The sequence below is a fragment of the Actinomadura sp. NTSP31 genome (assembly GCF_041951385.1).
Lineage (GTDB): Bacteria > Actinomycetota > Actinomycetes > Streptosporangiales > Streptosporangiaceae > Spirillospora > Spirillospora napierensis.
In genome coordinates, this window is record NZ_JBGNUT010000013.1 from 82793 (window position 1) to 99778 (window position 16986).

A 16986-nucleotide genomic window follows, 5' to 3' on the forward strand; every position below is an offset into this window, starting at 1 on the left:
GGGCCCGGCCGCGCCCGACCCTCTCTTCTCCCTCTCCGCGGGCGCCGCAGTCGCGCCCCCTCCCGAGAGGACCCCCCAAACCGAACCGGCGTGCCCGCCCCCGGGCGCGCCACCGCCGAGTCCGCGCCGCCCCCCGAGGGCCGGCGCCGGAGCCGGGGACCCACCCATGTCCCGTCGGGGTGAATCGGCCTGCCCGCAGGCCGTAGGGCGGCTTCCACGCCCGAACCCGTCAGCTAACCCGGTAGGCGGAATGGAAGCCAAGGAGATCCCCCCGTGGCAGGCAAGCACCGCAAGGCAAGCCCCATCGCCCCCAGCCCCACCGCCCCCGCCATCGCCCTTCCCGCCGTCCCCGCGGGCCCGGCGCCGGGTCCGGAGTCGGGTCCGGCGTCCGGCCGGCACCGCAGGCCCGGACGCGCCGCCGTCGCCTGGCGCACCACCGGCGGCGTGATCGTCGGCGCCGCCGTCCTCGGCACCGTCGCGGCGACCGCGCAGGCGTCCGTCCTGCCGTTCGGCGGCCCGGCGCCCGCCAAGCAGGCCGCGGCGGCCGACGTGGCGGCCGCGCGGGCGCCGCAGAAGCAGGCCGCCAAGGACGAGAAGGCGGCCGGCGAGAAGACGGCCAAGGCCGCGCCCCGCCGCGAGGCGGAGAGCACACCCAAGGCCGCCGCCTCGAAGGAACGTTCCAAGAGGTCCCGTCCCACCGCCGAGGCCGCCATCAAGCTCGCCCGCACCCAGATCGGGGAGAGCCCCGACGGCGACGGCGACACCAAGTTCGGCGACTGGTACGAGAGCACCGAGCGCGCCAAGGAGACGGTCGCGCGCGACGGCGGCTCCGTGCAGGAGTACAGCGACGCCGAATGGTGCGACATGTTCATCTCCTGGGTCGGCGACAAGCTCGGCTTCACCGACCAGATCGGCAGCGACGCCTGGACCGTCGCGCACGCCCAGTGGTTCCAGGACAACGGCCGGTGGGGCGACGCCCCGAAGCCCGGCGCGATCGTCTTCTTCTCCTGGAGCGGCGGCGAGTCCAACGACGACATCCAGCACGTCGGGATGGTCATCAAGGACGAGGGCGACGGGACGATCCAGACCGTCGAGGGCAACACCGGGAACTCCGTGCAGGTCAAGGAGCGTTCGACCGACGACGTGGTCGGCTATGGATACCCCGACTACGCCAAGTGACGGACCGGCGGGAATGATCGCGGCGACACGGCTCCGATGACCCGGCCGCCCCGCAATGCTCAATAGGATCGCGCGCATGGAGGACGGCCCAGGACAGGACGGCTCCGCCGCGGACGCCGGGCGAGACGCCCCGGACGCCCGGCGGGGCGGTCCGCCGTCCGGGCCCGGCCCGGTGACGCGGCGCCGGGCGCTCGCGCTCGGCGCGGGCGGCGCCGCGCTGCTGGCCGCCGGCGGCGCCGGCGTCCTCGGCACACGGTCCGGCGGCGCCTCCCGGGCCGCCGCCGCCCGCACCCCCGGGCCCACCGTGCCGTTCGATCCGGACACGGCCCGGACCGTCCTCGCCAACCGGTCGCGCGCCGTCGCGGACGGCGACCGGACCGCGTTCCTCGCCACGGTCGCCTCGGCGCCCGCCGCGTTCCAGGACGCGCAGGCCCGGCTCTACGACAACCTCCGCAAGCTGCCGCTGGAAGGCTGGACCGAGCGCTTCTCCGGCACCGAGTCGGCCAACGCGGAAGGCGGCGCGGCGGTCGTCCGCGTCGAGACCCGCTACCGGCTGCGCGGCTTCGACCGCGGCGACGTCGCCCGCACCCGCCACCTCACCTTCGCGCCCCGCTCCGGCGCCTGGACGATCGTGGGCGACGGCTCGTCCCTCGGCCACCCCGACGACGCCGAGATCTGGGACGCCGGGCCGCTGAGCGTCGTGCGGGGCCGCGCCAGCCTCGTCGTCGGCGACGGCGGCGGGCTGGAGGGCATCGCGAAGCGCCTCGACGCGGCCGTCCCGGTCGTCACCGGGGTGGTCGGGAAGGGCTGGGCGCAGCGGGTCGTCGCGCTCGCCCCCGCCGACGAGCGGCTCGCCGCCGCGCTCGCCGGGCCGGACGAGAGCCTCGGCCAGATCGCCGCGCTCGCCACCGTCGCGCCGTCGGCGGGCGGCGGCCGCGGCGAGGACCGCGTCATCGTCTCCCCCGGCACCTTCGCCCGGCTGAACGAGCTCGGCCGCGACGTCGTCCTCACCCACGAGCTGACCCACGTCGCGACCGGCGGCGCCACCGACCGCACCACCCCGCTGTGGCTCATCGAGGGGTTCGCGGACTACGTCGGCTACAAGCACGCGAAGGTGAGCGTCCGGTCGGCCGCCAGCGAGCTGCGGCGCGAGGTGCGGGCGGGCCGGCCGCCGGCCGCGCTGCCGTCCGCCGCCGACTTCTCCGGCGCCTCCGACCACCTGTCCCAGGCCTACCAGGAGGCCTGGCTCGCCTGCCGGATGGTCGCCGCCCGGTACGGTGAGGCGACGCTCGTCCGGCTGTACCGGGCCGCCGGGCGCGCCTCCGAGGCCGCCGCGCTGCGCTCCGTGCTCGGCCTCACCGGGGATCGCTTCGCCGCGCTGTGGCGCGACTACCTGAAGAAGGAGCTGCGATGAGCGAGGGAGACGGCGGCGAGCCGTCGGTCGCGGAGCCCCCCGGTGAGACCGGCGCCGGCCCGGCCGCCGCGAGCGCCGCCGCGAGCGACGGCACGCGGGACGGCGCTGCCCCCGCCTCCGACGGCGGCGCGCGGATGCGGGGCCCGCGGCGGGCCGCCGCCGTCGCGGCCGCCGTGCTGTTCGCCGGCGTCGCGGCCGTGCTGGGCCTCACCACGCCGTGGAACCCGCTGCCGGGCCACGTCCCCGGCGGGCGCGTCCAGGCCGACCCGTCCCTGGACTTCTCCCCGCACGAGATCGCCCGCGCGAACGCCTTCGACGGCGCCGTCAACCCGCCCGCCTACTCGGGGCTGATCGTCGGCCTGGTGGTGGTCCTGGTCCTGGGCTTCACGCCGCTCGGCTCCCGCTTCATCGGCTGGACGACGGCGCGCGTCCGCCGCCGCCCCCTGCGCGTCGCCGTCGCGGCCGTCGCGCTGACCACGCTGCTGCGGGTGCTCGGCCTGCCGTTCGACATCTGGGGCGAATCGGTCCTGCGCGACTACGGGCTGTCCACCCAGAGCTGGCCCGCGTGGGCCGTCGACCAGCTGAAGTCGCTGGGCGTCACCTGGGTCATCTACACGCTCGCGCTGCTCCTGCTGTACGCGGTCGTCCGCCGCTTCCCGCGCTACTGGTGGACGGGCGCCGCCGCGGGCGGGTTCGTGCTCGTCGTCGCGGTGTCGTTCATCTACCCGGTCGTGGTCGAGCCGGTCTTCAACGACTTCCACTCGCTGCCCGCCGGGCAGCTGCGCACCGACCTGCTCACCATGGCGAAACGCGACGGCGTGCCGGTCAAGGACGTCCTGGTCGCCGACGCGTCGCGGCGGACCACCTCGCTGAACGCCTACGTGTCCGGGTTCGGCTCGACGCGGCGCATCGTCCTGTACGACACCCTGCTGAAGTCGCCGCGCCCGCAGGTCGAGTCGATCGTCGGGCACGAGCTCGGCCACGCCAAGCGCAACGACGTGCTGTGGGGCACCCTCGTCGGCGGGCTCGGCGTCGCCGGCGGCCTGTGCCTGCTCTACCTGCTGACGACGTCGCCGCGGCTGCTGCGCCGCGCCGGCGTCGCCCCGGACGTCCCCGCCGCCCGCGACGCCCGCGACGCCCGGAGCACGGGGCCCGCCGACCCCCGCACGATCGCGCTGGTCCTCGCCCTCGTCGCCGCCGGGACGCAGGTCGCCGCCCCCGTCCAGAACCTCGTCAGCCGCCGCATCGAGGCCCGCGCCGACGCGCACGCCCTCGACCTCACCCGCGACCCCGCCACGTTCACGGCGATGCAGCACGAACTGTCCGTCCGCAACATCAACGACCTGCACCCGAACCCGGTGGAGTACCTGCTCTGGATGACCCACCCCTCGGGCCCCGACCGCATCGCCATGGCCCGCGACTGGTCCAGGATGCACCACGCACCCGTCCCGCCCCCTCTCCAGCACTGAGAGAGGGCGGGCGGCCCGCTCAGTTGTGGGAGCCGGCGCGGGGCTTCCCGGCGGTGCGGTCGCCGGACTGGGCGGACAGGGTCGCGGCGTCCATGTGCGGCGCCGTCGAGACCGAGCGCTTCAGGGCGCTGCCCTTCACCCAGTCGCCCCAGCCCATCTGCCAGAAGCCCCAGCCGTTGTCCGGGGCCAGCGGCCGGCTGGTGCCGGTCACCGTCACGACGTCGCCGCGCTGCGCCAGGTTGTAGAACCACTTGGCGTTGGACGGGCTGACGTTGATGCAGCCGTGGCTCACGTTGTCGTGGCCCTGGTCCCCCACCGACCACGGCGCGCTGTGCACGTACTCGCCGCTGTCGGAGATCTTCACGGCCTTGGCGACGGTCAGGCTGTAGTAGCCGGCGCAGCCGGGGCCGCACCCTTCCCACTCGGAGGTCATGGTGACCGGGTCGTCCTTCTGCATGGTGAGATGGACGCCGTTCGTGGTGGTGTACTTCTCCTCCCCGCCGCGGCCCATGCTGGTCGGGATCGTCCTGGCCTTCCGGCCGTTGACCTTCACGACCATCTTGTGCGTGTCCTCGCCCGCGGTCGCGACGTGCGAGTCGCCGACGGTGAAGTCCACGGCGTAGTCCTTGCCGCCGTACACGCCCTTGCCGTTGTCCACGCCGCTGAGGTGCGCGACGAACGACGCCCTGGTGTGCGCCGGCCAGTACGCCTTCGTCCGGAACACGACCTCCTGGTCGCCGAACCAGTGCCAGGCGCCCTCGACGGGCTTGTCGGAGCGCACCTCCAAGGCCCGCTCGACCGCCGCCCTGTCCTTCACCGGCCGGTCGAAGCGCATGACGATCGGGATGCCGACGCCGACCGTCTCCTTGTTGAAGGGCGCGTCGACGTTCACCCCGAACCTCTTCTTCACGGTGGCCACGGTGAAGCCGCTGCGGACCGTGCGGGTCCTGCCGTCCTTGCCCACCGCGGTCGCGTCGACCGTGTAGGACTGGCCGGGGACGAGCGTCCACCGCGACTTCCACTGCGTCCGGTCGGCGTTCATGTCGCCGTCCACGGGCGAGCCCTTCGCCGTGGACACCGTCACGTTCGCGATCCTGCCGGTCGAGGCCCGCACGTCGATCGGGCTGTCGGGCGGCAGCGCCGCGCCGCCGTTCCCCGGCGAGACGGCGAGATGCACCGCGTCCCGCCCGACCACCGCCTGCTGCCCGGAGCATCCCGCGGCGCCCGCCACCATGCCCGCGCCCGCGAGCACGGCGGCGGTCCGCCTTCCCCGGTACCTCGGTCCTGAGTCACCCACCCGCATAGTGGACCCCCCGGTCGTTCAACTGGACGAGCGATTCGTCCGGCCAGCCCCATTTGCTGGGACGACGTCCAGTATGTGAAAGGGGCGGTACCCGCGAAATTGCGGATACCGCCCCTCTTGGGGTTCTTTTACTGATCAGTGGGCGAAATGACCCCGGTAGTACTCGAACACCAGTCCGATGGCGGACAGCAGCGTCGCGCAGGCGCCGAGGATCACCAGCCACCAGCCGAACACGACGCCGAGGGCGATCGCCGCGGCCGACAGGCCGAGGAACAGCGGCCACCAGCTGTGCGGGCTGAAGAAGCCCAGCTCGCCGGCCGCGTCGGCGATGTTGCCCTGCGGGTCGTCCTCGTACAGCGGGCCCGCGTTGGCCCGCTCGAGGCGCCGGACGGTGAAGTGGATGTAGAACCCGATCAGCCCCGCGAGGCCGATCGCGAGCGCGAGCGCCGTGGTGCCGGTCCAGTCACCCGACCAGAGCCAGTACACGATGTCGGTGGCGAGGAAGAAGACCGCGCAACCGTAGAACATGAACGCCTGGACGCGCATCGGTTACTCCTTCGCCCCGGCGAGTTCGCCCTTCGCGCCCACGTGCGGGTGGTGCAGGTCGAACGCCGGCCGCTCGGAACGGATCTTCGGGATCGAGTTGAAGTTGTGCCGCGGCGGCGGGCACGAGGTGGCCCACTCCAGCGACGAGCCGTAGCCCCACGGGTCGTCGACCTCGACGCGCTTGCCCTTCTTCCACGTGATGTAGACGTTGTAGAAGAACGGCAGCATCGACGCGCCCAGGATGAACGCGAAGATCGACGAGACCTGGTTCAGCCCCTCGAACTCCTTCGGGTAGTCGGCGTACCGGCGCGGCATGCCCTCGGCGCCCAGCCAGTGCTGGATGAGGAACGTGCCGTGGAAGCCGATGAACAGCAGCCAGAAGTGCACCTTGCCGAGCCGGTCGTTCAGCATCTTGCCGGTCCACTTCGGCCACCAGAAGTAGAAGCCCGCGAACATCGCGAACACCACGGTGCCGAACACGACGTAGTGGAAGTGCGCGACGACGAAGTAGGAGTCCGACAGCTGGAAGTCCATCGGCGGGGACGCGAGGATGACGCCGGTCAGGCCGCCGAACAGGAACGTCACCAGGAACCCCAGCGACCACAGCATCGGCGACTCGAACGTCAACTGTCCTCGCCAGATCGTCCCGACCCAGTTGAAGAACTTCACCCCCGTGGGCACGGCGATGAGGAACGTCATGAAGGAGAAGAACGGCAGCAGCACCTGGCCGGTGACGAACATGTGGTGCGCCCACACGGTGACCGACAGGCCCGCGATGCTGATGGTCGCGAAGACCAGGCCGATGTAGCCGAAGACGGGCTTGCGGGCGAACACCGGCAGGATCTCCGTCACGATGCCGAAGAAGGGCAACGCGATGATGTAGACCTCCGGATGCCCGAAGAACCAGAACAGGTGCTGCCATAGCAGCGCGCCGCCGTGCGAGGCGTCGAACACGTGCGCGCCGAGCTTGCGGTCGGCCTCCAGGGCCAGCAGCGCCGCGGCGAGGACCGGGAACGCCAGCAGGACCAGGATGGAGGTCAGCAGGACGTTCCAGGTGAAGATCGGCATCCGGAACATCGTCATGCCCGGGGCGCGCATGCACAGGATCGTGGTGATGAAGTTGACCGCGCCCATGATGGTGCCGAAGCCCGACATGGCCAGGCCCATCACCCACATGTCGCCGCCGACGCCCGGCGAGCGCACCGCGTCCGACAGCGGGGCGTAGGCGAACCAGCCGAAGCTGGCCGCGCCGCCCGGGGTCAGGAAGCCCGCGATGACGATGATGCTGCCGAACAGGAACAGCCAGTACGCCAGCATGTTCATCCGCGGGAACGCCACGTCCGGCGCCCCGATCTGCAGCGGCATGATGACGTTGGTGAAGCCCGCGAACAGCGGCGTCGCGAACATCAGCAGCATGATCGTGCCGTGCATGGTGAACATCTGGTTGTACTGCTCGTTGCTCACCACCTGCAGGCCCGGCTTGAACAGCTCCGCGCGGATGACCAGCGCGAGGATGCCGCCGAACAGGAACATCACGAACGAGGTGATGAGGTACAGGTAGCCGATCACCTTGTGGTCGGTGGACGACAGCCAGTTGGCGACGATGCGCCCCTTGCTCGTCCGCGCCGCGGTGAGCGGAGTGCTCGGTGCGTAGCTGGTCGTGGTCACTTGGCACCCCCTGAGGCCAGGGCGGCCTTGGAATCGGCGATGAACTTCTGGTACTGGGCCGGCGTGACGACCTTCAGCTGGAACAGCATCCGGCTGTGGTCGACGCCGCAGAGCTCGGCGCACCGGCCCTCGTAGGTGCCCAGTTTGGTCGCCGTGAACTCGAACTCGTTGTCGTAGCCCGGCATGACGTCCTTCTTGTACAGGAGCGCCGGGACCCAGAACGAGTGGATGACGTCGTTGGAGTGCAGCCGCACCCGCACGTGCTCACCGGCCGGGATCGTCATGACGGGCTTGGCACCCGAGGAGGCGTTCGGAGCGACCGGCTGGCCGACCACCGAGGCGACGGTCTGCTCCTTGCCGGTGGCGTCCTTCTGCTTGTAGTCGAACTGCCAGCTCCACTGGAACGCGGTGACGTCGACGACCACCGGCGGGTTCTTGGTGGTCTTCTCGACGTAGTTCTCGTCGCGCGCGGTGAAGTAGAACAGGACCGCGATGATGACGAACGGGACCGCCGTGTAGAGGATCTCGATCGGCATGTTGTAGCGGACCTGCGGCGGCAGGTCGTCGGAGCGCTTGCGGTGGAACAGCACCGCCCAGATGATCAGGCCCCAGACGACGGCCCCGACGGCGAACGCCGCGATCCAGGAACCCTGCCAGAGCTTGAGCATGCGCTCGGCCTGCGGGCCGATCGGCTCGGGCATCCCCAGACGGGATGCCTGGCCGCTGCACGCGGTTGCGGACAGCGCCAGCAGACCTAGCGCGCCGGCGCTTTTCAATGCACGGCGACTGCGCACAGGCGTACGCCGCTCCCTAGAGCGGGTCGGACTCACGGAATGCCTTCCCCACGGATGAAAGCCCGGTCGGCCGGGCGGTGAGATCAGTTGTTACACGTGTGGTGGACACACTAGCGCTAGGGTCGCGCGAACCCCCGATCGGGTGCCCGGTTAGTGTTCTGGCGTGGCTGACTCCAGCGCGCCGGACGGGTACTTCGACGCCGCCTCGACCGAGCCGCTCCATCCCGCGGCCCGGCGTGTCCTGCTGGAGTCGCTGGACGCGGGCTGGGCCGATCCCGCCCGGTTGTACGGGCGGGCCAGGAGCACCCGCATGCTGCTGGACCGGGCCCGCGCGCGCGTCGGCGGCGTCCTGGGCGCACGTCCGGACGAGGTCTCGTTCACCTCCTCGGGCACCCAGGCGGTGCACCTGGCGGTCCTCGGGGGGCTCCAGGCGCGCCGGCGGGCCGGGCGCCATCTGGTGGTGAGCGCGGTGGAGCACTCCAGCGTGCTGCACGCCGCCGAACTGCACGAGGCCGGCGGCGGCGAGGTCACCGTCGTCGGCGTCGACCGGGCCGGGCGCGTCGACCCCGCCGAGTTCGCGGCGGCGCTGCGCCCGGACACCGCGCTGGCGTGCCTGCAGTCGGCCAACCACGAGGTGGGGACGGTGCAGCCCGTCGCGGAGGCGGGCGAGGCGTGCCGCGCCGCGGGCGTGCCGCTGCTGGTCGACGCCGCGCAGTCGCTCGGCCGTGCGGACGTGCCGGACGGCTGGTCGTTCCTGGCGGGCAGCGCGCACAAGTGGGGCGGCCCCGCCGGCGTCGGCGTCCTCGCGGTCCGCAAGGGCACCCGGTGGCGTTCGCCGCTGCCCGCCGACGAGCGGGAGGCGCGCCGCGTCCCCGGTTTCGAGAACGTCCCGGCCGCCACGGCGGCCGCCGCCGCGCTGGAGGCCTGCCGCGCCGAGATGGCGGACGAGGGCCCGCGGCTCGCCGCGCTCGTCGACCTGATCCGCGCGCGGGTGCCGGAGACGGTGCCGGACGTCGAGGTGGTCGGCGACCCCGTCCGCCGCCTGCCGCACCTCGTCACGTTCTCCTGCCTGTACGTGGAGGGCGAGGCGCTGCTGACCGAACTCGACCGGGCGGGTTTCGCCGTTTCGTCCGGCAGCTCCTGCACGGCGGATACGCTGCGTCCAAGCCATGTGCTCGAGGCGATGGGAGTGATTACCCATGGGAACGTGCGGGTATCGCTGCCGCGTGGCGTCGCTTCCGCCGATGTCGACCGGTTCCTCGCCGTCCTGCCCGGTATCGTCGCCCGGTTGCGCCGGGCGACGATGAACGCCCTGGACCATTGACAGACTTCGACGGCCGGACGCCATCCGAGGCCGGATCACGCAGAGGGAGGCGGTCGCGCCCATGAGGTTCCGAGGCCGGGCCAGGAGCGGGGTCTCCCACGGGCCGCCGGCTCCGCCCCCCGCCGAACCCGCCGGTCCCCTCCCGGCGCTCGTCATCGACGCCCTCGGCCGCAAGTGCCCGATCCCGATCATCATGCTGGCGGACCGGATCCGCGAGGTCCCGGTCGGCGAGGTCATCGCGGTGCTGGCCGACGACGCCGCCGCGCGCACCGACGTCCCCGCCTGGTGCCGGATGAAGTCGCAGGACTTCGTCCGCGAGGAGACCCTTCCGCAGGGCGGCTGGGGCTTCCACATCCGCCGGACGTACTGAGGCACCGCGTACTGAGGCACGGCGTAACGAGGGCCGCACCCCGGCGGGGTGCGGCCCTCGTTACGCGGTGGCGCCTGCGGTTCCGGGCGGAGCCTACGGGTTGGGGCAGGCGAGGTGCGGCTCGACGTCCGCGGCGGCGTCGGCGCCGTACGCGGCGGCGAGCCGGTCGAGGAACGCCCGCCGCGACAGCGTGTACTCCTGCGGGCCGGCGGCCTCCAGGGCGTGCGCGGCGACGGTGCTGCCGACCTGCGCGGCGCGCTCCAGCGGCAGGCCCCACGCCGTCGCCGACAGGAAGCCCGAGCGGAACGCGTCGCCGACGCCGGTCGGGTCGACGACGTTCTCGACGGGGACGCAGGGCACGTGCAGGCCCTCCTCCCCCTGCCGGTCGATGACGACGCCCTTGGCGCCGAGGGTGGTGACGCGGATCCCGACCCGGGACAGCACCTCCTCGCCGGACCAGCCGGTCTTGTCCTCGAAGAGGGCCTTCTCGTACTCGTTGCTGAACAGGTACGCGGCGCCGTCGAGGAGGCGGCGCACGTCCGCGCCGTCCATCCGGGCGAGCTGCTGGGAGGGGTCGGCGGCGAACGCGATGCCGCGCGAGCGGCACTCGTCGGTGTGCCGGAGCATGGCCTCCGGGTCGTTCGCGCTGATCAGGACGAGGTCGAGCCCGCCGACGCGCTCGGCGACGGGGCCGAGCTCGATCGAGCGGGCCTCGCTCATCGCGCCGGTGTAGAAGGACGCGATCTGGTTCTGGTCCTGGTCGGTCGTGCACAGGAACCGGGCGGTGTGGTGCAGCTCGGACACGTGCACCGACGCGGTGTCGACGCCGTGCCGCTCCAGCCAGGAGCGGTAGTCGGCGAAGTCGTCGCCGACCGAGCCGACGAGGACGGACTCCTTGCCGAGGCTGCCCATCCCGAAGCAGATATTCGCGGCGACCCCGCCGCGGCGGATCTCCAGCTCGTCCACCAGGAAGGACAGCGAGACCCTTTCGAGCTGGTCGGGCAGGAGCTGGTCGGAGAACCGCCCGGGGAAGGTCATCAGATGGTCGGTCGCAATGGAGCCAGTCACGGCGATGCGCACGCGTCGCTCTCCTCGTCGTGGTCGTCCGGCTTGTCACCGGCTGTTTCAACCCGGAAAGACTACTTCCCATCGGAGCACACGGCGCGGCGGGTGCGCATCCCCGCCGAGGCAAAAGGGCACACGAAAGGGGGCGAACCGGAACTTCGTCCGATACGCCCCCTCGCACCGGCCGCGCGGGCCGGGACGTCCCGGCGCCCCGCGGCGGCGCGGACCCCTAGTTGAAGGAGTCGCCGCAGGCGCAGGAGCCCGACGCGTTCGGGTTGTCGATCGTGAAGCCCTGCTTCTCGATGGTGTCGACGAAGTCGATGGTGGCGCCCGTGAGGTACGGGGCGCTCATCCGGTCGACGCGGACGTTGAGCCCGCCGAAGTCCTGGATCTGGTCGCCGTCCATCTCCCGCTCGTCGAAGAAGAGCTGGTAGATCAGGCCGGAGCAGCCGCCCGGCTGCACGGCGACACGCAGCGCAAGGTCGTCGCGGCCCTCCTGCTCGAGCAGGCCCCTGGCCTTCTCGGCGGCGGCGTCGGTGAGGATGACGCCCTGCTGCGTGGTCTCCTGCGTGGTCTCGCCTGAAACCGTCATGTGTTCAGCTCCCGGGTCTCGCTGCGCCGCGGTGCGGCGGACTGTCGCTTGTCCTCGAGGTGGACTTACGCCTCTTCCCGTAGGACAACGTACCTCGCGACAAGGCCATTCCGCGTATCGCCGGTGTTTAACGCCCCCGAGGGGTGCGGTCTACGTCACACGTCGGCCGCGGCGATGATGTGCCATCATTAGTCGTCAGAGCGACGATAAGTCCCGTCGCAGGAGGGAGACTCCCGTGACCACCCCAGTGCGCGACCTTCCGCTGCTGCTCCTCGGCGAGGGCTCCGACCCGGCCAGCGAGCGCGGCGTGGACTGCCCGGGCGAGCTGCCGCCCGCGTCCGACCCCGCGCTGGTCGAGCGGGCCCGCGCCGCCAAGGCGGCCCTCGGCGACACCGTGTTCGTGCTCGGCCACCACTACCAGCGTGACGAGGTCATCCAGTTCGCCGACGTCACCGGCGACTCCTTCAAGCTCGCGCAGCAGGCCGCCGCGCGCCCCGAGGCGCCCTACATCGTGTTCTGCGGCGTCCACTTCATGGCCGAGTCCGCCGACATCCTCACCGCGCCGCACCAGAAGGTGATCCTCCCCGACCTCGGCGCCGGCTGCTCCATGGCCGACATGGCCACCTTCGACCAGGTCGAGGAATGCTGGGACGTCCTGGAGGACGCCGGCATCGCCGACGACGTCGTCCCCGTCACCTACATGAACTCCTCGGCCGACATCAAGGGATTCGTCGGACGGCACGGCGGCGTGGTGTGCACCTCGTCCAACGCCAAGCGCGCCCTGGACTGGGCGTACTCAAGGGGCAAGAAGGTCCTGTTCCTGCCCGACCAGCACCTCGGCCGCAACACCGCCGTCCTGGAGATGGGCTTCTCGCTGGACGACTGCGTCGTCTACAGCCCGCACCGCCGCGAGGGCGGCGTCACCCACGGGCAGCTCCAGGACGCCAAGATGATCCTGTGGCGCGGGCACTGCTCGGTGCACGGCCGGTTCAGCAAGGAGGCAGTGGACGACGTGCGCGCGCGCGTGCCCGGCGTCAATGTCCTCGTCCACCCCGAATGCCGGCACGAGGTCGTCACGGCCGCCGACCAGATCGGCTCCACCGAGTACATCATCAAGACGATCGAGGCGGCCGAGCCCGGCACGTCATGGGCGGTCGGCACCGAGCTGAACCTCGTCCGGCGGCTGGCGAACGCCCACCCCGACAAGAACGTCATGTTCCTCGACAAGACCGTCTGCTACTGCTCCACGATGAACCGCATCGACCTGCCGCACCTGGTCTGGACGCTGGAGTCGCTCGTCCGGGGCGAGGTCGAGAACGTCATCGCGGTCGACGAGGACACCGCCCGCAACGCCCGAGCCGCCCTCGACCAGATGCTCGCCCTTCCTTAACAACCCTGGCCCAGGGGGCTCGCCTGGCGGCTCGCCCCCTGACCAGGCTTGGGCGAGCGCGACCTCGCTTCGCGAGCTTCCCGGCGGGGCTCGCCTCCGGCGTCGCCCCGCCGGTCAGATAACGCGCTCGCGCGACGGCTGAGGCCCAGCCCGCAGGTCAGATTGCGGAGTTCTCGACCCAGTGGACGAGCAGGTCGTCGTTGCCGGAGAACTCCAAGGCGGAGTCGCCGAGCTTGCGGCGGCCCCACAGGAACAGGAAGACGTCGGAGGCGTCGCCGCGCACCGTCGCGTCGGCGCTTTCGGCGCTTTCGGCGGGGCCGTCGCGGCGGGTCCATTCGAAGCGGTCCGGGTGCAGGCGGAACAGCCAGCGGGCGCCGAGGTCGGCGGCCTCGAAGGCCAGCACCTCGCCGTCGCCGCGCAGGTTCTCCACCTTGGGCGCGAACGCGGCGGCCTTCTCCAGGTTCTCCAGCAGCTCGTCCACCCCCTCGGCGGCCGTCTCGGGCTCGACGGCGGGTTTGCGGCCGCAGGCGATCTCGAGGTCGGCGCGGTGCACGGCGGTCTCGAACAGCATCCGGCGCGACCAGAAGCGGACGTGCTGGTCGACGCCCCACGCCCACACCGGCCCGTCCGGGTCGGCGGCCCGCAGGATCTCCAGCAGCCGCTCCGCGCCCTCCCCGAACCACGGAAGGTGGTCGCCCGGCACCACCGGGAAGGAGACGCCGAGCTCGCGCAGGCTGAGCCGGCGCGGCGCGCCCACCCGGACGGTCCCGGCCGCCCACCGGTGCATGGCGCCGAGGTGGCGGACGAGTTCGGCGACGGACCAGCCGGGGCAGGACGGCACCGGCTCGTCGAGGTCGGCGTCCGCCGCGACGTCGGCGAACGCGGCGGCCTCCCGCTCCAGCGCGTCGCAGTGGCGGAGATGGTCCCAGGGCCGTCCGGTCATTACGCCTCCCGCATGAACCGACCGTGCACGGACGTTCGACACTGACATACCCCGCATCGGCCCACGTCTCGGGGCGACCCGGGACGGGCCGCCCCGGAAGGCGGGCTCAGAGCCCTGGGGCGCCCCATACCGGGAACCAGCGGCCGAGGTCCTCCTCGAACGGCAGGTCGGCGCCGACCGCGCCGCGCACCTGGAGCTCGAGGGCGTTGTCGCGCTTGTCGCCGGGCAGCGGCGCGAACGGGTAGAAGGTGCCGCGCTTGTACAGGTAGACGAGCGCGAGCTTCTGCCCGTCCGGGCCGCGGAAGCCGGCGAGCGAGCACAGCAGGTGCGGGCCGAACCCGCCCGACTCCAGCGTGGAGTTCACCGCGTGCAGGTCGGTGACCAGGTCGGGCAGCTCCTCCGGCGGATGCGTCGCCAGCAGCCACGTGTACCCGTAGGAGTCGTTGCTGATCTCGACCCTGGGGCCCTCGTCGGCGTCCAGCAGCTCCTGGACCTCGGCCTGCAGCCGCGCGAACGCGCCGCCCTCGGCCGCCCGGAAGCAGACCGAGCCGAGCCCGGTGGGCTTGAAGCCGCTGGCGGCCTCGAGCGTGATGGCCGCGGTCGACAGCCCGAACAGCTGGTCGAGGTCCGGCTTGACCGGCTTGGAACGGCCGAGCAGCGTGTCCAGGAATCCCACGGGTCAGACTCCCCTGCTGAGCTGGTCGGAGATCTTCGACAGCTGGGCGAGCCGCTTGTCCAGCGGCGGGTGCGTGGAGAACAGGCTGGCGACGCTGACGCCCTTGCCGAACGCCGGGGTGAAGAAGAAGGCGTTGAACGCCTGCGCCGAGCGCAGGTCGTTGGTCGGGATCCGGGCGATCTCGCCGCTCACCTTGGTGAGCGCGCTGGCCAGCGCGGACGGGCGGCCGGTCAGCAGCGCGGCGGCCCGGTCGGCCGACAGCTCCCGGTAGCGCGACAGCGCCCGGGTGAGCAGGAAGCTGACCGCGTAGGCGACGGCGCTGACCGCGACCACGGCGAGCAGGATCATCCCGGTGTTCTGGTCGTTGTCGCGGCGGTTGAAGCCGCCCCACAGGCCCCATTCCAGGCCGAAGCGGGTGATCAGGCCGGCGCAGATGCCGAGGAACGAGGCGATCGTCATGACCGCGACGTCCTTGTGGGCGACGTGCGCCATCTCGTGGGCGAGGACGCCCTCCAGCTCGACCGGGTCGAGCCGGCGCAGCAGCCCGGTGGTGACGCAGACCACGGCCTTCTTCTGGCTGCGGCCGGTCGCGAACGCGTTCGGCACGTCGGTGTCGGCGACGGCGACGCGCGGCTTCGGCGCGTCCGACATGGCGCAGATGCGGTCGATCACGCCGTGCAGCTCGGGTGCCTCCTCCGCGGAGACGACCCGGCCGTGCATGGCGAACATCGTCAGCTTGTCGGAGAAGAAGTACTGCGCGAACAGGAACGCCAGCGCGACGACGAGAGCGATCGCCCCGAACTTCGGCGAGATCACGAAGAACGCCGTCACGAAGACGACGTAGACCAGCCCCAGCAGGAACATGGTCACGAGCATGCGTGACGTCAGCCCCCGGTCGGAGGCGTAACGCGTTGAGGCCATCCGGGCAACCCCCAGTTTCTTTCCCCGATTCACTTGTGAGAACGCGCGGACCCCGGTTTTTGTGCCAGGCACCGCCGGGTCGCGCGCGAATCGTCCTGGAGGACGCCACCGCCGCCCCGTCCCGGGCGGCCGGGGTGCGGATCGCTCGCCGGGCGCACGCCCCTCGCCGGGGGCGCGGGGCCCGGCCGGCCCGGTGCCCGCTCGTCGCGCGGGCACCGGGTCAGTCGGGGATGAGCCCCTCGTCGCCGAGCATCGCGCGCACCTCGTCGATGGCCGCGTCCGCCGGCGGCAGGATCAGCTCCGACGGCGCGAGGCTGTCGGCCGGAAGCGGCTTGCCGACCTTGCGCACGTTCTCCAGCAAGGCGTGCAGGGCGGCGCGGAACGCCGCCTCGTCGCCGGTCTCGATGGCCGACTCCAGCTCGCCGTCCAGGGTGTTGAGCGCGGCCAGGTCGCCGTCGGCCACGTCCAGCTGCCCCTCGCCCATCAGGCGGACGATCACTGCGCACCCCCGGGCTGCTGCGGCCACGGGGCCTGCTGCGGGGTGTCCTGCTGCTGCTGGGGCTGCGCGGTGGGCGAGCCCTGGTTGAGCTGCTTGGGCGCCGGGCCCTGGCCGAGTTCGGCCTTCAGCTGCTCCAGCTCGAGGTCGACGCCGGGGCCGGAGCCCATCCGGTCGAGCTCGGCCTGGATGTCGTCGCGGGGGCCGGAGAAGTCCTCGAGCGCGCCGGAGGCGAGCAGCTCGTCGATGGCGCCGGCGCGCGCCTTCATGTTCTCGGTCTTCTCCTCGGCCCGCTGGATCGCCAGGCCGACGTCGCCCATCTCCTCGGAGATGCCGGAGAACGCCTCGTTGATCTTGGTCTGCGCCTCGGCGGCGGTGTACGTCGCCTTGATCGTCTCCTTGCGGGTGCGGAACGAGTCGACCTTGGCCTGCAGCCGCTGGGAGGCGAGCGTGAGCTTCTCCTCCTCGCCCTGCAGCTGCTGGTACTGCGCGCGCAGGTCGTTCAGCTGGGAGTCCAGCCCCGACCGGCGGGTCAGCGCCTCGCGGGCCAGGTCCTCCCGGCCCACCTGCAGCGCCTTCTTGCCCTGGTCGGTCAGCTTGTTCTGCTGCTGCTCGAGCTGGTTGATCTGCAGCTCGAGACGCTTGCGCGAGGTGGCGACGTCGGCGACCCCCCGACGGACCTTCTGCAGCATCTCCAGCTGGCGCTGGTAGGAGTAGTCGAGCGTCTCGCGAGGATCCTCAGCCCGGTCCAGGGCCTTGTTGGCCTTGGCCTTGAAGATCATCGACATTCTCTTCATCACGCTCATCGCGCGGCGCCGGTCCCTTCGTGCTGTCGC

Annotated in this window: 17 protein-coding genes and 1 riboswitch; of the genes, 6 read left to right on the top strand and 11 right to left on the bottom strand. The window is 71.9% G+C overall.

What is annotated here, in order from left to right; all coding sequences use genetic code 11:
• Positions 1–134 precede the first annotated feature (134 nt).
• Positions 135–262, top strand: a riboswitch (cyclic di-AMP (ydaO/yuaA leader).
• Between the two features lie 11 nt (positions 263–273).
• The 3 genes from ACA514_RS22610 (at position 274) to ACA514_RS22620 (ending at position 4062) form a co-directional block, all read left to right on the top strand.
• A complete protein-coding gene (locus tag ACA514_RS22610; RefSeq protein WP_375043198.1) occupies positions 274–1179 on the top strand; it encodes a CHAP domain-containing protein in 906 nt (301 codons plus the stop codon).
• A 76-nt stretch (positions 1180–1255) separates the two neighbouring features.
• Entirely contained in the window at positions 1256–2593 is a 1338-nt protein-coding gene (locus ACA514_RS22615; RefSeq protein ID WP_375043199.1) for a hypothetical protein, read from the top strand.
• Positions 2590–4062, top strand: a complete 1473-nt coding sequence (locus ACA514_RS22620; protein WP_375043200.1) for a M48 family metallopeptidase — start codon at positions 2590–2592, stop codon at positions 4060–4062. Before ACA514_RS22615 ends, ACA514_RS22620 begins: the two co-directional genes overlap by 4 nt.
• Before the next feature lie 19 nt (positions 4063–4081).
• Here the strand turns inward: ACA514_RS22620 and ACA514_RS22625 are convergent, their stop codons facing one another.
• The 4 genes from ACA514_RS22625 to coxB form a co-directional block, all read right to left on the bottom strand.
• A complete protein-coding gene (locus ACA514_RS22625; RefSeq protein WP_375043201.1) occupies positions 4082–5359 on the bottom strand; it encodes an Ig-like domain-containing protein in 1278 nt (425 codons plus the stop codon).
• Between the two features lie 141 nt (positions 5360–5500).
• A complete protein-coding gene (locus ACA514_RS22630; RefSeq protein WP_375043202.1) occupies positions 5501–5911 on the bottom strand; it encodes a cytochrome c oxidase subunit 4 in 411 nt (136 codons plus the stop codon).
• Positions 5912–5914: 3 nt separating this feature from the next.
• Positions 5915–7579 carry a cytochrome c oxidase subunit I gene (gene ctaD / locus ACA514_RS22635; RefSeq protein WP_285918276.1) on the bottom strand — a complete coding sequence of 555 codons (1665 nt, stop codon included), beginning with the start codon at positions 7577–7579 and terminating at the stop codon, positions 5915–5917.
• On the bottom strand, positions 7576–8280 hold the full coding sequence (gene coxB, locus ACA514_RS22640) for a cytochrome c oxidase subunit II (RefSeq protein ID WP_375043203.1): 705 nt from the start codon (positions 8278–8280) through the stop codon (positions 7576–7578). The genes ctaD and coxB overlap by 4 nt, the downstream gene beginning before the upstream one ends.
• A gap of 256 nt (positions 8281–8536) precedes the next feature.
• Here coxB and ACA514_RS22645 point away from each other — a divergent pair, with 256 nt between their 5' ends.
• Complete coding sequence (locus tag ACA514_RS22645; RefSeq protein WP_375043204.1) at positions 8537–9697, top strand: cysteine desulfurase family protein; 1161 nt, start codon at positions 8537–8539, stop codon at positions 9695–9697.
• A 61-nt stretch (positions 9698–9758) separates the two neighbouring features.
• Positions 9759–10067 carry a sulfurtransferase TusA family protein gene (locus ACA514_RS22650; RefSeq protein ID WP_375043205.1) on the top strand — a complete coding sequence of 103 codons (309 nt, stop codon included), beginning with the start codon at positions 9759–9761 and terminating at the stop codon, positions 10065–10067.
• Positions 10068–10160: 93 nt separating this feature from the next.
• On the opposite strand, the gene ACA514_RS22655 is transcribed toward ACA514_RS22650, so the two are convergent.
• The gene (locus ACA514_RS22655; RefSeq protein WP_375043206.1) at positions 10161–11147 is read right to left on the bottom strand and encodes a carbohydrate kinase family protein; all 987 of its coding nucleotides are present in this window, start codon (positions 11145–11147) and stop codon (positions 10161–10163) included.
• A gap of 214 nt (positions 11148–11361) precedes the next feature.
• The gene (locus ACA514_RS22660) at positions 11362–11724 is read right to left on the bottom strand and encodes an iron-sulfur cluster assembly accessory protein (RefSeq protein ID WP_190868582.1); all 363 of its coding nucleotides are present in this window, start codon (positions 11722–11724) and stop codon (positions 11362–11364) included.
• Between the two features lie 235 nt (positions 11725–11959).
• Between ACA514_RS22660 and nadA the strand changes: the two genes are divergently transcribed.
• Positions 11960–13114 carry a quinolinate synthase NadA gene (gene nadA, locus ACA514_RS22665; RefSeq protein WP_375043207.1) on the top strand — a complete coding sequence of 385 codons (1155 nt, stop codon included), beginning with the start codon at positions 11960–11962 and terminating at the stop codon, positions 13112–13114.
• 157 nt (positions 13115–13271) lie between these two features.
• Here the strand turns inward: nadA and ACA514_RS22670 are convergent, their stop codons facing one another.
• From ACA514_RS22670 to ACA514_RS22690, 5 genes are all read right to left on the bottom strand, one after another.
• Complete coding sequence (locus tag ACA514_RS22670; protein WP_375043208.1) at positions 13272–14057, bottom strand: maleylpyruvate isomerase family mycothiol-dependent enzyme; 786 nt, start codon at positions 14055–14057, stop codon at positions 13272–13274.
• Between the two features lie 106 nt (positions 14058–14163).
• Positions 14164–14733: a hypothetical protein gene (locus tag ACA514_RS22675; RefSeq protein ID WP_375043209.1), complete on the bottom strand. Its 570-nt coding sequence runs from the start codon at positions 14731–14733 to the stop codon at positions 14164–14166.
• 3 nt (positions 14734–14736) lie between these two features.
• A complete protein-coding gene (gene htpX, locus ACA514_RS22680; RefSeq protein WP_375043210.1) occupies positions 14737–15654 on the bottom strand; it encodes a zinc metalloprotease HtpX in 918 nt (305 codons plus the stop codon).
• A gap of 220 nt (positions 15655–15874) precedes the next feature.
• Positions 15875–16153: a hypothetical protein gene (locus ACA514_RS22685; protein ID WP_375043211.1), complete on the bottom strand. Its 279-nt coding sequence runs from the start codon at positions 16151–16153 to the stop codon at positions 15875–15877.
• The gene (locus tag ACA514_RS22690) at positions 16150–16956 is read right to left on the bottom strand and encodes a PspA/IM30 family protein (protein ID WP_375043212.1); all 807 of its coding nucleotides are present in this window, start codon (positions 16954–16956) and stop codon (positions 16150–16152) included. Before ACA514_RS22690 ends, ACA514_RS22685 begins: the two co-directional genes overlap by 4 nt.
• Between the last annotated feature and the right edge of the window lie 30 nt (positions 16957–16986).